Genomic DNA, 13,814 nt, shown 5'->3' on the forward strand with positions numbered 1-13,814 from the left:
ACTCCGGTTATTCAGATGCACTGCGTTTACCGGATTTACGACGGCTTCGCCGCCGGGCGCAGCCTCGCGCGGCTCGTCAGCGGCTACAAAGTGGAAGTCGTTCCCTTGGCATCAACCGCTGGCGCTTTAGGCGCTACTGGTTTCTTGGCCGCAGGTTTTTTGGCGGCCGGTTTGGCGGCTGCTGGCTTGCTCGCGGCCGCAGGAGCTTTAACAGCAGCGGGCTTGGCTGCAGGTTTGGCCGCAGGCTTGGCAGCCGCTTTGGCAACCGCAGGTTTTGCCGCAGCCTTGGCCGGTGCCGCCTTGCTCGCAACCGGCGCCTTGCTGGCCGCAACTTTGGCAGCCGCCGCAGTCAGCTTCTCGATATGCTTGGTCAGGGTCTCGACCTTGGCATGCAGCGCCTTGACCTCATCACGGCTGGGGACACCCAAGCGGGTAATGGCGCTATTAAGGCGCTTGTCGAAAGCCTCTTCGAACTCGCCCCACTTTTCCAGGGCCAGATCCTTGACATCTTCAACCCGCGAGCGCGCGGACGATGTCGACGATTTAACGCCCTCGGCCACTTTGTGCCCGGCATCCTTGGCCAGTTTTTCGGCCTTTTCGCCATCCTTGACCAGGGTGTCGAAGAGCTTGCTGCCATCGGTATCAATTTTCGAGTACACACCCAAACCTGCGAGCCAGATTTTTCGTGAGTACTCTTCCACCTTGCCTACCCAGGTGTTGCTGTCTTTAGCAGTCGGTTTTTTCGCAGCCATCGTGTTCCCCTCAATGTCATGTCGCGACGCCGGTGAGCAGGATCGTCGAATCATCAAGATGAACAAAGGTGCTCACCTGCATCAGGTTTAGACGTTAAACCGCCTTGTATCAAGGGCGCGGCCGCTATTAGACCGGCAACACAACTACGCCAGCGCCTTATCCAGCGAGCGTTCGATTTCCGACTGGATCATGCCGCTCATCGCCGACATCAACAGGCCCAGTTCCACATCGACCTTGACGTTGTTGTCGCTGATTAGCAGGGTGCCATTCACTCCCGAGCGCTTCAGTTTTACCGTGTCGCCCGCCCAGGTAGGGGTCAGGCCATACTGGCTGGCCAGTTTCTCGACCAAAGGACGGGCTTTCTCACGTGCGGCCTCAAGGCCCAGACTGTGGGTACGTTCAACGCTGATACGCGCCATGGCGTGGCTCCTGATAAATAAAGCCGCCACTATACATTCACCCTCGCCAAGACAAAGCCGGCCACCGGGATTAGAATGGCCAGCATTCTCTTTTGGTGACAGCGATATGACTGATCAGCGCAAAGGCAGCGATGCCGAACCCACCACTCACTTCGGCTTCAAAAACGTACCGGAAAGCCAGAAGGCCGAGAAAGTCGCCGAGGTTTTCCACTCTGTAGCCGGCAAATATGACCTGATGAACGACGTTCTGTCAGGCGGCATGCACCGTCTGTGGAAGCGTTTTACCATCGAGCTGTCCGGTGTACGCCCGGGCAACAAGGTGCTGGACATCGCTGGCGGTACCGGCGATCTGGCCCGCAAGTTCTCCCATCTGGTTGGCCCTACCGGCCAGGTCGTGCTGGCTGATATCAACGCGTCCATGCTCAAAGTCGGCCGTGACCGCCTGCTGGACAAGGGCGTAGCCGGCAATATCGAGTTCGTTCAGGCCGACGCTGAAAAGCTGCCGTTCCCGGACAACTATTTCGATTGCGTGACCATCGCTTTCGGCCTGCGCAACGTGACCCACAAGGAAGACGCCCTGCGCTCCATGCTGCGCGTGCTGAAGCCGGGCGGCCGCCTGTTGGTACTGGAGTTCTCCAAGCCGACCAACGCGCTGATGTCCAAGGTCTACGACACCTACTCGTTCGCTTTCATGCCGATGGTGGGCAAGCTGATCCTCAACGACCCGGAAAGCTATCGCTACCTGGCAGAATCGATCCGCATGCACCCGGACCAGGAAACCCTGAAGTCGATGATGGTCGAGGCCGGTTTTGACCGCGTGACCTATCACAACATGACCTCAGGTATCGTCGCCCTGCATCGCGGCATCAAGCCCTGATGTTGCTGCGCGGCCTTCTCGCCAGCGTCGAACACGGCGTCAACCGCGTATTGCGGCTGGACAGCACGGCCCTGGCGCGTTTGCGCCCCTTGACCGGCAAGTTGATTGCCGTCGATTGCGCCAGCCCCTCGCTGCACCTGTTTATTCTGCCCAGCGAAGAAGGCCTGATGCTGGCGAGCCAATGGGCAGCCGAGCCTGACTGCACCCTGCGCGCGCCTGCCTCCAGCCTGTTGCGCCTTGCTCTGAGCAAGGACAAGAGCGCCATCCTGCACAGCCCTGAAGTCGAACTCGAAGGCGACAGCGCTGTGTTGATGGAATTGGCGGCGGTGCTGCAAGACCTGGAACTGGATTGGGAGTATGAACTTTCGAACTGGATCGGGCCTGTGGCAACGGCATTGATCGGTGGCCATGTACGCAGCCGCGCCAACTGGTATCAACAAGGTTTCGCCAGCATCAACCAGAACCTGGCCGAATACCTGAGCGAAGAAGCCCGCACTTTGGTCGGAGAACGTGAGGCGCAAGCGCGCTTTGACGAGCTGGACCAACTCAAACTCGACCTGGATCGCCTTGAAGCGCGCTTTGAGCGCCTTTGCCGATCCCTCAATTCCAGCGATAACGCATGAAGCTGCTTGCCATACGCCGTTTGTTCCGCATCCAGCGCGTCGTCATTCGCTACCGGCTCGATGACCTGCTGTTCGCCCTGCCCTTGCCGTGGTGGATGTTGTCCCTGCGCTATGCACTGCCGTGGCGCTGGTTCCCGCGCAAAAAACTGGAGCTGAGCCGCGGTGCCGCCCTGCGTCTGGCATTGCAGGATCTGGGGCCGATTTTCATCAAGTTCGGCCAGATCCTTTCGACCCGCCGCGACCTGCTGCCCGCCGATATCGCCGATGAGCTGATGCTGCTGCAAGACCGCGTACCGCCGTTTGACCCGCAGTTGGCAGTCAAGCTGATCGAAGAACAGCTCGGCGCCCGGATCAGTGAAGTGTTCAGCCGTTTTGATATCGAACCACTGGCCTCGGCCTCGGTGGCCCAGGTTCACTCGGCCAAACTCAAGACCGGCGAAGAAGTGGTGGTCAAGGTTGTACGCCCGGGCCTCAAGCCGATCATCGGCTCCGACCTGGCCTGGCTGTTTATCCTCGCCCGCACTGCCGAGCGTTTGAGCGCAGACGCCCGCCTGCTGCATCCGGTGGATGTGGTCAGTGACTACGAAAAAACCATTTACGACGAACTCGATCTGTTGCGTGAAGCGGCCAATGCCAGCCAGCTCAAGCGCAACTTCGAAGGCTCGCCGCTGATGTATGTGCCGCAAGTCTACTGGGACTGGTGCCGCCCGAAAGTGTTGGTGATGGAGCGCATCTACGGGATCCAGGTCACCGACCTTGCAGCCCTGGCCGATCAGCGCACCGACATGAAAATGCTGGCCGAACGTGGCGTGGAGATTTTCTTCACCCAGGTGTTCCGCGACAGCTTCTTTCATGCCGACATGCACCCCGGCAACATTTTTGTCAGCACCGTGAACCCGTGGGCCCCGCAATACATCGCCATCGACTGCGGCATTGTCGGCAGCCTGACCCCCGAGGACCAGGACTATCTGGCGCGCAACCTGTTCGCCTTTTTCAAGCGCGATTACCGGCGCGTGGCGCAGTTGCACATCGATTCAGGCTGGGTACCGGCGCACACCAAGCTCAACGAGTTTGAAGCGGCGATCCGCACCGTGTGTGAGCCGATCTTCGAAAAGCCGCTGAAGGAAATTTCCTTTGGCCAGGTGCTTATGCGCCTTTTCCAAACGGCGCGACGCTTCAATATGGAAGTCCAGCCACAGTTGGTGCTGCTGCAAAAAACCCTGCTCAATATCGAAGGCCTGGGCCGCCAGCTGTACCCCGACCTGGATTTGTGGAGTACCGCCCAGCCGTTCCTTGAGCGCTGGATGCGTGAGCGCGTCAGCCCCAAGACCCTGCTGCGCAACCTGCACAGCCAGGTCGAGCAGATCCCGCATCTGGCCGGCATGACCCGCGACTTGCTCGAACGCATGTCGCAGCCCCATGCCCATAACAAACAATTGGTCGTGCGCGAACCCCGTGACAGCTGGTTCCTGCGCCTGATCGGTGCCGGGCATCTGGCCGCTGGCGCATTACTGGCCAGTATTGGCCCGCTACACACTGCAGGCTATTGGCCTGCCGGCATAATGCTGGCCGTGGGCTTGTATCTGATCGTGCGCCGATAGCCAGCCCCGGTCGAGGCTGGCAAACTGTTAATTCACCAGGCCTCAGCCACAGGGCTGAGGCAGGTTGTCGGAGTCGAACATGAAAGACTGGCTGGACGAGATCAAATGGGACAACGACGGCCTGGTGCCGGCGATTGCCCAGGACCACAAAACCGGGCGCGTACTGATGATGGCCTGGATGAACCGCGAGGCACTGAGCCTGACGGCAACCGAGAACCGTGCCATCTACTGGTCACGTTCCCGTGGCAAGCTGTGGCGCAAGGGCGAAGAGTCCGGCCATGTGCAAAAGCTGCATGAAATGCGCCTGGACTGCGACGCCGATGTGATCATCCTGATGGTCGAACAAATCGGTGATATCGCCTGCCATACCGGCCGTCAGAGCTGCTTCTACCGCGTGTACGAAAACGCCGAGTGGAAGATCGTCGACCCGGTACTTAAAGATCCGCACGCCATTTACCAAGCAGGGCACTCCCATGACTGACACTCTGAGCCGCGTAGCCCAAGTGCTCGAAGCGCGCAAAGGCGCAACCCCGGACAGCTCCTATGTGGCCAGTCTGTACCACAAGGGCCTGAACAAGATTCTGGAAAAGGTCGGCGAAGAGTCGATCGAGACCATCATCGCCGCCAAGGACGCTGCCATCAGCGGTGATTGCAGCGATGTCATCTACGAAACAGCCGATCTGTGGTTCCATAGCATGATCATGCTGGCCCAGCTGGGGCAGCATCCTCAGGCCGTACTGGATGAACTGGAACGTCGTATCGGCACCTCCGGCCATGTGGAAAAAGCCTCGCGGCCGTCCACCTAACCCTTATTTGCAAAGGAACAGATCATGGGCATTTTTGACTGGAAACACTGGATCGTCATTCTGGTAGTCGTAGTCCTTGTCTTCGGCACCAAAAAACTGAAAAACCTGGGCACGGATGTCGGCGAATCGATCAAGGGCTTTCGCAAGGCCATGAACGACGACGAAAAGCCTGCCGAGCCCGTGGTTCCACCTGCGCAGCCAACCGCCGCGCCGCAGCCGCACACCACTTCGACCCTGAACGAGCCGCACACCATCGACGTGCAGGCGCAAAAAGTCGAAGAGCCGACCCGCAAAGACGTGTGAGCCAAAACTAATGTTCGGTATCAGCTTCAGTGAACTGCTGCTCGTCGGCCTGGTGGCCCTGCTGGTGCTCGGCCCCGAGCGCTTGCCGGGTGCTGCACGCACGGCGGGCCTGTGGATCGGGCGCCTGAAACGCAGCTTTAATGCGATCAAACAGGAAGTTGAACGGGAAATCGGCGCGGACGAAATACGTCGGCAGCTGCACAACGAACATATCCTGTCGATGGAAGAGGAAGCCAAGAAAATTCTGGCTCCGCTGCAGGACGCTGTGAAGCCGTTAACGCCCACCGAGCCACCTGTCAGTACCGCTCCCGTCGCACACCCAGAGTCTGCGAGCGCTGCGCCCGTGACCCTGAGCAAAACCGCGTCCGCCCCTGCGCCGCAACCGGCAGCGCCACACGACCCCACCCTGCCACCGCGAGCCCCTTAAGCGCATGAGCGATAAGCCTGAACACGACCAGCCAATGCCGCTGGTTTCGCACCTGACCGAGTTGCGTACCCGCCTGTTGCGCTGCATCGCGGCGATTTTCATCATTTTTGCCGGGCTGTTTGCCTTTACCCAGCAGATCTACACCCTGGTCTCCACGCCGCTGCGTGAATACCTGCCGGTGGGTGCAACGATGATCGCCACCGACGTGGCCTCGCCGTTCCTGACCCCGCTCAAGCTGACCATGATGGTCTCGCTGTTTATCGCCATTCCGGTGATCCTGCATCAGATCTGGGGGTTTATTGCACCGGGCCTGTACAAGCATGAAAAACGCATCGCCGTGCCCCTGCTGGTGTCGAGCATTTTCCTGTTTTACGCCGGCATGGCCTTTGCCTACTTCCTGGTATTCCCGCTGGTGTTCAAGTTCTTCGCCGCTGCCACCCCGGAAGGGGTTGCGATGATGACCGATATCAGCAGCTACCTTGATTTCGTCATGACCCTGTTCTTTGCTTTTGGCGTGGCCTTTGAAATCCCCGTAGCCGTAGTGCTGCTGGTGTGGATCGGCATCGTCGATGTGCAATACCTGCGCAAGATCCGCCCCTACGTGATTATCGGCTGCTTCGTGGTCGGCATGATCCTGACCCCGCCCGACATTTTCTCGCAAACCTTGCTGGCGATCCCGATGTGGATGCTGTTTGAAATCGGCATCCTGTTTGGCAGCCTGGTCAGCAAAAACAAGCGTGGCGATGACGCAGACGAGCAACCGGCCGATAACGACGCCCAACCGCCAGCACCACAAGCGTGAACCTGCTGCTCCTCGAAGAGGCTGATTTCATTGCCGCCGACCGCGTGATCCTGCGTGACCGGCGCCTGACGCATATGCAGGAAGTTCACCGTGCTGCAGTGGGCGACAGCCTGCGCGTGGGGCGCATTGGCGGGCTGATGGGCAGCGCCGAACTGGTGCGTCTGGAGGCCAAAGAGGCTGAGCTGGTTATCCACAGCCTGGACCTGCCGCCACCCGCCAAACTGCCACTGACCCTGCTGCTGGCGCTGCCGCGCCCGAAAATGCTGCGCCGGGTGCTGCAAACCGTAGCCTCGATGGGTGTGCCCAAGATCATTCTGGTCAACAGCTACCGGGTTGAAAAAAGCTTCTGGCAGACACCGTTTCTGGAGCCCGAAGCCATCCGTGAACAGTTGATCCTGGGGCTGGAGCAGTCCCGTGACAGCGTGTTGCCCGAGGTCATCATCGAAAAACGCTTCAAGCCGTTTGTCGAAGACCGCCTGCCGGCGCTGGTGGAAGGCACCCTGGGCCTGGTGGGCCACCCGGGGGATTACCCGGCCTGCCCGCGCGGGCTGGATGAGGCCGTAACCCTGGCCATCGGCCCTGAGGGTGGCTGGATCCCCTACGAGATCGACTTGCTGGCCAAGGCGGGCTTGCAGCCAGTGCAACTGGGCGCACGCATCCTGCGGGTCGAAACCGCCGTCACGGCGCTGCTCGCCCGCCTGTTCTAGACCGCTCTGCAGGGCGCTGCGGGCGCATTCCAGGCCCGCAGCAGCCCCTGACATTTGTGTAGCCTCTTTTCCTCCTTAAGATTTGCTCGCTCGAGCCGATGCAGTAGCACTTCAATATCACTCAAGAAGCCATGGACGGCTGTTATCGATGCCAATCGATCAAAAAAAGGAACTCGTCCATGAACCATTGGTTGACTGCCACACTAGGCAATATCAGTGTCAATCGTAAGCTCGGCCTGGGCTTCGGCCTTGTGTTGCTGCTGACCCTGCTCATCACCATCACCGGCTGGAAGGGGCTGACCAGCGTGATTGAGCGGGGCGACAAGCTGGCCAATATTTCCCAGGTCATCGCCCTGATCAAGGATTTGCGCATTGCCCGCGTCACCTACGACAAGAACAACGGTGAAAACGGCCCGGGCGAGGTCAATGACCTGCTCAACAAGATCGGTAACCAGCTGGTCGCCGCCAACAAGCTGATGGTCCAGGCCAATGACCTGAGCATGAGCAAGGACGAAATCAGGGCCGTCGAGCAGTACAAGAGCATCTTCGCCACTATCGATGAGGCGACCCGGGCACGCGAAGTCAGCAGGGCCAAGCTCGGTGCAACATCCGTCGCCGCCCTCAGCCAGATTGCCGGGATCGAAAAGGACGTGCTCCAGAGTGAAAACCTGGCCGAGTTCAACAGCGTCAACCAGGTCAACCGGTCGCTGTTGCAGGCCCGCTTCGAGGTGCGCGGCTACACCCACACCGGCGACATCGATGCCGCGGTGCCTGCCGTGGAAGCCATCGATCAAGCGCTGGCAGAACTGGCCAGCCTCAGTAAGCGACTGCCCGCTACCTATGCCCCTCAATTCGAGCAGGCCATCGCTTCGCTGAAGAACTACCGCGCTGCCTTTATCGACTTTCGCGATTCCCAAGTGAATAGCGACAAGCAATTATCACAACTGCAAGTACTGGGCGATGCACTGGTCGACCTGAGCAACAAACTGTCCCTGTCACAACTTGACCAACGGGATATCGATACCCGACACGCCAAAACCGCGCTGCTGGTCTGCGCATCATTGGCACTGGTGCTGGGCATTATCGCGGCCTGGATCATCACCTGGCAGATCGTTACGCCCTTGCGCGACACGCTCAATATTGTCCGGGCCGTGGCAGCCGGTGACCTCAGCCAGAGCCGCCCGACAACCCGCCGTGACGAACCCGGCCAGCTGCAGCAGGCCATTGAAGTCATGCGCGGGGGCTTGCACGAACTGATCTGCGGGATCGGCGAAGGCGTTAGCCAAATTGCCAGCGCAGCGGAGCAGCTGTCTGCCGTTACCGGGCAAACCAGCGCAGGGGTCAACAGCCAGCGCATCGAAACCGATCAGGTCGCCACTGCCATGAATGAAATGGCCGCCACCGTGCATGAAGTCGCGCGCAATGCCCAGGAAGCGTCCAAAGCCGCGATCACCGCCGACCTGCAAGCTCAGGAGGGTGACACCGTGGTGGCCCAGGCCGTTGAGCAGATTGGCCGCCTGGTGGCGGAAGTGCAGCTATCCACTGATGCAATGGCACATCTGAAGCACGAAAGTGACAAGATCGGTAGCGTACTGGATGTCATCAAGGCTGTTTCGCAACAAACCAACTTGCTGGCCCTCAACGCCGCAATTGAAGCCGCCCGTGCCGGAGAGGCAGGTCGTGGTTTTGCCGTGGTGGCCGACGAGGTACGCAGCCTGGCGCAGCGCACGCAGAAGTCCACGGAAGAGATTGAAGTGCTGATCACGGGCCTGCAAAACGGTACGCAACAAGTATCCAGCAGCATGGACAGCAGCCGGTTGCTGACGGACAGCAGTGTCGAGTTGACCCGTCGGGCGGGTGAGTCTTTGAGCACCATTACCCGTACCGTATCGACCATTCAAGGTATGAATCAGCAGATTGCGGCCGCGGCCGAGCAACAAAGCGCGGTGGCCGAAGAGATCAACCGCAGTGTGGTGAATGTGCGCGACGTGTCAGAGCAAACTGCCACCGCCAGTAAGCAGACCGCCGCCTCCAGCATTGAACTCGCACGGCTAGGCACACAGCTGCAAACCCTGGTGGCCCGTTTCAAGGTCTGACCAGGAGCGGTGCGACTTTCGTCACACTAACGGCAACTGTCCTTCAGTTCCGGGCCACGACGCCGATGACCTGATACCCCTCCAAGGAGTATCACCATGTACCGTCAGCTGGCCCAACTGCTGGGCAATATCAGCGTCAACCGCAAACTCTGCCTGGGCTTCGGCCTGGTGCTGGTGCTGACCCTGCTGATTGCCGGCACGGGCTGGAACGGCCTGGTCTCGGTGATCGACCGGGGCGACAAGCTGGCCAACATTTCGAAAATCATCAGCCTGACCAAAGACCTGCGTATTGCCCGCCTCGAATATGAACGCCAGCCCGGGGAAAGCGCACTTGCCGGCGTTACCAACCAACTGAGCGAACTGGACAACGCACTGGCGTTGTCGCGCAAACAGCTGACCTCTCCCGACGACCTGGCCCTGGTTGAGCAGCAGCTCAACGCCGTGGCGGAGTACAAACGTGCCTTCGCCGACCTGATCCAGGGTACGCAGGCCAGTGATCAAGCCGTTGAACGCATGCACCAGCAGGGCAATGTCCTGATCGAGCAAAGCCAGAAGCTCTCGACCCTGCAGGCCACCAAACGCAACAACGAAAGCCGCCAGGCTACCAACCTGCTGATCGGCTGCACACTGCTGGCACTGGTACTGGGCATCATTGCTGCCTGGGTTATTACCCGCCAGATAGTCATACCGCTGCAACGCACCCTCAAAACCGTTGAGCGCATTGCAGCAGGCGACCTGACCCACGACCACCCGACCGACCGCCGCGACGAGCTGGGCCAGCTACAGCAAGCCATACAGCGCATGACTGCCGGCCTGCGGGAGTTGATTGGCGGTATCAGCGACGGCATAACGCAAATCGCCAGTGCCGCCGAAGAACTCTCGGCGGTCACCGAGCAAACCAGCGCCGGGGTCAACAACCAGAAGGTCGAGACCGATCAGGTCGCTACCGCCATGCACGAAATGGCGGCAACCGTGCAGGAAGTGGCGCGTAATGCCGAAGAAGCTTCCGAGGCTGCGCTCGCGGCCGACCAGCAGGCGCGTGAGGGCGACACAGTGGTCGCGCAGGCCCTGGCCCAGATCGAGAAGCTGGCCATCGAAGTCGGCCACTCCACCGACGCCATGGGCCATCTCAAGCGCGAAAGCGACAAGATCGGCAGTGTGCTTGACGTGATCAAGTCCGTGGCCCAGCAAACCAACCTGCTGGCGCTCAACGCGGCGATTGAAGCGGCACGGGCGGGTGAAGCCGGTCGCGGCTTTGCCGTGGTGGCCGATGAGGTACGCAGCCTGGCGCAGCGCACGCAAAAATCCACGGAGGAGATCGAAGAGCTGATTGCCGGGCTGCAAAGCGGCACCCAGCAGGTCTCCAGCAGCATGGACAGCAGCCGCGCCCTGACTGACAACAGCGTTGAGCTGACCCGTCGAGCAGGCGAATCACTGGGCAATATTACCCGCACGGTGTCTACGATTCAGGGCATGAACCAGCAGATTGCCGCAGCCGCCGAGCAGCAGAGCGCGGTGGCGGAGGAAATCAACCGCAGTGTATTGAATGTGCGTGATGTGTCTGAGCAAACCGCCGCCGCCAGCGAAGAGACAGCAGCCTCCAGCGTTGAACTGGCGCGCCTGGGTACGCATTTGCAGACATTGGTGGGGCGGTTCAAGGTTTAGAAACCTCTGCCCCTGTGGGAGCGGGCAAGCCCGCTCCCACAAAAGCAGGCAGGCCCTGCTCTTAAAGCACCTGACGCAAAAACGCCTGGGCGCGCAGGTCTTTGGGCGAGGTGAAGAAATCTTCCGGGGCGGAATCTTCCAGTAACTTGCCGTGGTCGAAGAACAGCACGCGGTTCGCCACTTCACGGGCAAAGCCCATTTCGTGGGTCACGCAGACCATGGTCATGCCTTCGCGGGCCAGGGTCTTCATCACGTCCAGCACTTCGCCGACCATCTCCGGGTCGAGCGCCGAAGTCGGCTCGTCAAACAACATCACCTTGGGTTCCATCGCCAGCGCACGGGCAATTGCCACACGCTGTTGCTGGCCACCCGAGAGACGTGACGGGTACTCATTGGCTTTTTGCCCGATCCCGACCTTGTCCAGCAATGCCCGGGCCTTGGCTTCGCGCTCGGTCTTGCCACGGTTGCGCACAACCTTCTGCGCCAGGCACAGGTTTTCCAGCACGGTCATGTGCGGAAACAGGTTGAAATGCTGGAACACCATGCCGACTTCACGCCGGTAGGCGTTCACGTCGGTCTTGGGGTTGGCCAGGTCCAGGCCGTCGATGCTGACGGATCCCGAGTCGAAGTCTTCCAGGCCGTTGAGGCAGCGCAGGAAAGTCGACTTGCCGGAACCCGACGGGCCAATCACCACCAGCACTTCGCCCTGGGCGACGGTGGTGCTGACGTTGTCCACGGCGCGCACGATATGGCCGCGGGTGTCGAAGACTTTTACCAGTTCGCGAACTTCAATCACTTTGCGCGAGCCTCCGCTCAAGCCGGCTGGCGAAATGCGACAGCGGCAGGTTGATCAACAGGTACAGGCCCGCTACGCAGAACAGGATTTCGAACGGCGAAAACGAGGTAGTGATGACTTCCCGACCGCTTTTGAGCAGTTCGGTAATGGCAATCACCGACACCAGCGAAGTGTCCTTGACCAGGCTGATAAATTGCCCGGCCAATGGCGGCAGCACCCGCTTGAACGCCTGCGGCAACACCACATAGCGCATCGACTGGCTGCCGTTGAGGCCCAGCGAGCGGGCCGCTTCGTTTTGCCCGCGAGCAATGGACTGCACGCCCGAGCGGATGATTTCAGCCACATACGCACCGGTGAACAGCGACAGCGCGGCAATACCGGCAAATTCGCGGGACAGGTTGAGTACGGTGCCGATAAAGAAGTAGAAGATAAAAATCTGCACCAGCAACGGCGTGCCACGGACCAGTTCGACGTACAGTGTCGAGAGGTCGCGCAGGGTCGGGTTGTTCGATAGCCGGCACAGGCCCGTAACCAGCCCGATAATCAAGCCCAGTACGCCAGACACCAGCGACAGCCAGACGGTCGTCCACAGGCCCCACAGCAGCGGCCCCGCAGCCCAGTGGCGGTTGACGCCGATCACATCGCCTTCGTCGACTTCGTCACCTTCGGCCAGTTGCAGGCTATTGCCGGCAACGCTCACCCGTTGTTCATTGCCATCATCACCGCGCAGCAGCACTTCGGCAGTGTCGCCCTTGCGTACCAGTTCGATGATGGTCGAGTGCTCAGCAGCCCGCTGGGCTTCTTCGGCCTGATAAGCGAAATACTGGGGGACGCGGTTCCAGCGCCATTCGTAAGACATCAGCGAGGTGGCGTAATACAAAGCCCCCGCCAGGCCGATGAGCACCAGCACGGTCAATACGTGCCAGGGCCACTGGGCTTTTTTTTGTTTGATCACTTTCAGGTTCCACGTCTTGTATCGCTAGGGAGGCCGTCATCGCGGGCAAGCCCGCGATGATTCAATCAGCCTTATTCCATGTCCTTGAGCCAGGCGGTGTCTTTGAACCACTTGTCATGGATGCGATCGTAAGTGCCGTCTTCGTGGATCTGGTGCAGGAAGTTGTTGATGAAGTTGATGCTGTCGTAGTCACCCTTCTTCAGACCGAAGGCCAGTGGCTCGTAGGTGAATGGCTGGTCAAGGAACACCAGTTTGCCGTTACCGAACTTGTTGACGGCTACAACGTTGTAAGGCGCGTCGTATACAAAGGCATCAGCCTTACCGTTAACCACGTCCAGCACACCTTCAGGCTCGTTGTCGTAGCCGTGGTACTGGGCTTTGGACATCAGCTTGCGGGCGATCATTTCGCCGGTGGTGCCGATTTTCGAGGTCAGGCGGTATTGCGGGTCGTTGAGGTCTTTGTAGGACTTGATCTTGTCAGCCAGTTCCTTGCGTACCAGCAGGGTTTGGCCCACAACAATGAAGGGTTCGCTGAAGTTCAGGCGCAAGTTGCGTTCCTGGGTCAGGGTCATGCCGCTGCCGATCATGTCGAACTTGTTGGTCATCAGGGCCGGGATGATGCCGTCGTAACCGGTAGACACCAGCTCCAGCTTGACACCCATGGACTTGGCCATCGCTTTGAGCAGGTCAACTTCGAAGCCAATGATCTGGCCACGCTTGTTGGTCATTTCAAAGGGCATGTAGGTAGGGTCCATGCCCACCTTTAAGGTGCCACGCTTGACCGCATCATCAATTGCGCCTGCATGGGCTGCGCTGATCGCCAGCAGTGCAGTGACACCGCACAGCAGTTTCGAGACAAACTTCTTCATCATCAACTCCCCCTCACCTACTCAATTAAGGTGTTGGCCAGCGGCTGGCTTGAAGCAAAAAGCCAATAAAGCCGGGCACTCACCCATTCGAAAACGGATGCTAACTCACTGAGGG

Annotated in this window: 16 protein-coding genes and 1 pseudogene; 12 read left to right on the forward strand and 5 right to left on the reverse strand. The window is 59.7% G+C overall.

Going from position 1 to position 13,814, the window contains the following annotated elements; all coding sequences use genetic code 11:
* Positions 1-83 precede the first annotated feature (83 nt).
* Together GHO42_RS22510 and GHO42_RS22515 are read right to left on the reverse strand one after the other, a co-directional pair.
* Positions 84-752, reverse strand: coding sequence for a phasin family protein (locus GHO42_RS22510; RefSeq protein ID WP_095000838.1), 669 nt, complete (start codon positions 750-752; stop codon positions 84-86).
* A gap of 144 nt (positions 753-896) precedes the next feature.
* The gene (locus GHO42_RS22515) at positions 897-1,172 is read right to left on the reverse strand and encodes a polyhydroxyalkanoic acid system family protein (protein WP_095000837.1); all 276 of its coding nucleotides are present in this window, start codon (positions 1,170-1,172) and stop codon (positions 897-899) included.
* Positions 1,173-1,278: 106 nt separating this feature from the next.
* On the opposite strand from GHO42_RS22515, the gene ubiE reads away from it, so the two are divergent.
* The 12 genes and pseudogenes from ubiE to GHO42_RS22570 all read left to right on the forward strand — a co-directional run bounded on the left by ubiE (position 1,279) and on the right by GHO42_RS22570 (position 11,079).
* Complete coding sequence (ubiE, locus tag GHO42_RS22520) at positions 1,279-2,049, forward strand: bifunctional demethylmenaquinone methyltransferase/2-methoxy-6-polyprenyl-1,4-benzoquinol methylase UbiE (protein WP_095000836.1); 771 nt, start codon at positions 1,279-1,281, stop codon at positions 2,047-2,049.
* Complete coding sequence (locus GHO42_RS22525) at positions 2,049-2,672, forward strand: SCP2 domain-containing protein (RefSeq protein ID WP_095000835.1); 624 nt, start codon at positions 2,049-2,051, stop codon at positions 2,670-2,672. The genes ubiE and GHO42_RS22525 overlap by 1 nt, the downstream gene beginning before the upstream one ends.
* Positions 2,669-4,273, forward strand: a complete 1,605-nt coding sequence (gene ubiB / locus GHO42_RS22530) for a ubiquinone biosynthesis regulatory protein kinase UbiB (RefSeq protein ID WP_095000834.1) — start codon at positions 2,669-2,671, stop codon at positions 4,271-4,273. The genes GHO42_RS22525 and ubiB overlap by 4 nt, the downstream gene beginning before the upstream one ends.
* 79 nt (positions 4,274-4,352) lie before the next feature.
* On the forward strand, positions 4,353-4,754 hold the full coding sequence (gene hisI, locus GHO42_RS22535; protein ID WP_095000833.1) for a phosphoribosyl-AMP cyclohydrolase: 402 nt from the start codon (positions 4,353-4,355) through the stop codon (positions 4,752-4,754).
* Positions 4,747-5,079 carry a phosphoribosyl-ATP diphosphatase gene (locus GHO42_RS22540; RefSeq protein ID WP_095000832.1) on the forward strand — a complete coding sequence of 111 codons (333 nt, stop codon included), beginning with the start codon at positions 4,747-4,749 and terminating at the stop codon, positions 5,077-5,079. Before hisI ends, GHO42_RS22540 begins: the two co-directional genes overlap by 8 nt.
* Before the next feature lie 24 nt (positions 5,080-5,103).
* Complete coding sequence (locus GHO42_RS22545) at positions 5,104-5,382, forward strand: twin-arginine translocase TatA/TatE family subunit (protein ID WP_019825245.1); 279 nt, start codon at positions 5,104-5,106, stop codon at positions 5,380-5,382.
* 10 nt (positions 5,383-5,392) lie between these two features.
* Positions 5,393-5,809 (forward strand): Sec-independent protein translocase protein TatB, encoded by a 417-nt coding sequence (gene tatB / locus GHO42_RS22550; protein WP_095000831.1) that lies wholly within the window; start codon positions 5,393-5,395, stop codon positions 5,807-5,809.
* Between the two features lie 4 nt (positions 5,810-5,813).
* On the forward strand, positions 5,814-6,611 hold the full coding sequence (gene tatC, locus GHO42_RS22555) for a twin-arginine translocase subunit TatC (RefSeq protein WP_095000830.1): 798 nt from the start codon (positions 5,814-5,816) through the stop codon (positions 6,609-6,611).
* A complete protein-coding gene (locus GHO42_RS22560; protein WP_095000829.1) occupies positions 6,608-7,318 on the forward strand; it encodes a 16S rRNA (uracil(1498)-N(3))-methyltransferase in 711 nt (236 codons plus the stop codon). Before tatC ends, GHO42_RS22560 begins: the two co-directional genes overlap by 4 nt.
* Positions 7,319-7,497: 179 nt before the next feature.
* Positions 7,498-8,559: pseudogene (locus GHO42_RS26510) on the forward strand (methyl-accepting chemotaxis protein); the annotation flags it as partial.
* 141 nt (positions 8,560-8,700) lie between these two features.
* Entirely contained in the window at positions 8,701-9,414 is a 714-nt protein-coding gene (locus tag GHO42_RS26515) for a methyl-accepting chemotaxis protein (protein ID WP_371926149.1), read from the forward strand.
* A 96-nt stretch (positions 9,415-9,510) separates the two neighbouring features.
* Entirely contained in the window at positions 9,511-11,079 is a 1,569-nt protein-coding gene (locus tag GHO42_RS22570) for a methyl-accepting chemotaxis protein (RefSeq protein ID WP_095000827.1), read from the forward strand.
* Positions 11,080-11,140: 61 nt separating this feature from the next.
* Here the strand turns inward: GHO42_RS22570 and GHO42_RS22575 are convergent, their stop codons facing one another.
* The 3 genes from GHO42_RS22575 to GHO42_RS22585 form a co-directional block, all read right to left on the reverse strand.
* Positions 11,141-11,875, reverse strand: a complete 735-nt coding sequence (locus GHO42_RS22575) for an amino acid ABC transporter ATP-binding protein (RefSeq protein WP_178126950.1) — start codon at positions 11,873-11,875, stop codon at positions 11,141-11,143.
* Positions 11,868-12,827 carry an amino acid ABC transporter permease gene (locus tag GHO42_RS22580; protein WP_370688616.1) on the reverse strand — a complete coding sequence of 320 codons (960 nt, stop codon included), beginning with the start codon at positions 12,825-12,827 and terminating at the stop codon, positions 11,868-11,870. The genes GHO42_RS22575 and GHO42_RS22580 overlap by 8 nt, the downstream gene beginning before the upstream one ends.
* Positions 12,828-12,901: 74 nt before the next feature.
* The gene (locus GHO42_RS22585; protein WP_016783160.1) at positions 12,902-13,699 is read right to left on the reverse strand and encodes a transporter substrate-binding domain-containing protein; all 798 of its coding nucleotides are present in this window, start codon (positions 13,697-13,699) and stop codon (positions 12,902-12,904) included.
* Between the last annotated feature and the right edge of the window lie 115 nt (positions 13,700-13,814).

The sequence above is a fragment of the Pseudomonas sp. FSL R10-0056 genome (genome assembly GCF_009600105.1).
Lineage (GTDB): Bacteria > Pseudomonadota > Gammaproteobacteria > Pseudomonadales > Pseudomonadaceae > Aquipseudomonas > Aquipseudomonas bubulae.

Bases quoted from the DNA above. Each gene is read 5' to 3' on its own strand.
- GHO42_RS22540 (WP_095000832.1), top strand. From the start codon at position 4,747: ATGACTGACACTCTGAGCCGCGTAGCCCAAGTGCTCGAAGCGCGCAAA.
- GHO42_RS22515 (WP_095000837.1), bottom strand. From the start codon at position 1,172: ATGGCGCGTATCAGCGTTGAACGTACCCACAGTCTGGGCCTTGAGGCC.
- GHO42_RS22545 (WP_019825245.1), top strand. From the start codon at position 5,104: ATGGGCATTTTTGACTGGAAACACTGGATCGTCATTCTGGTAGTCGTA.
- ubiE (WP_095000836.1), top strand. From the start codon at position 1,279: ATGACTGATCAGCGCAAAGGCAGCGATGCCGAACCCACCACTCACTTC.
- tatB (WP_095000831.1), top strand. From the start codon at position 5,393: ATGTTCGGTATCAGCTTCAGTGAACTGCTGCTCGTCGGCCTGGTGGCC.
- GHO42_RS22570 (WP_095000827.1), top strand. From the start codon at position 9,511: ATGTACCGTCAGCTGGCCCAACTGCTGGGCAATATCAGCGTCAACCGC.
- GHO42_RS22525 (WP_095000835.1), top strand. From the start codon at position 2,049: ATGTTGCTGCGCGGCCTTCTCGCCAGCGTCGAACACGGCGTCAACCGC.
- GHO42_RS22585 (WP_016783160.1), bottom strand. From the start codon at position 13,699: ATGAAGAAGTTTGTCTCGAAACTGCTGTGCGGTGTCACTGCACTGCTG.
- tatC (WP_095000830.1), top strand. From the start codon at position 5,814: ATGAGCGATAAGCCTGAACACGACCAGCCAATGCCGCTGGTTTCGCAC.
- GHO42_RS26515 (WP_371926149.1), top strand. From the start codon at position 8,701: ATGAATGAAATGGCCGCCACCGTGCATGAAGTCGCGCGCAATGCCCAG.
- hisI (WP_095000833.1), top strand. From the start codon at position 4,353: ATGAAAGACTGGCTGGACGAGATCAAATGGGACAACGACGGCCTGGTG.
- ubiB (WP_095000834.1), top strand. From the start codon at position 2,669: ATGAAGCTGCTTGCCATACGCCGTTTGTTCCGCATCCAGCGCGTCGTC.
- GHO42_RS22510 (WP_095000838.1), bottom strand. From the start codon at position 752: ATGGCTGCGAAAAAACCGACTGCTAAAGACAGCAACACCTGGGTAGGC.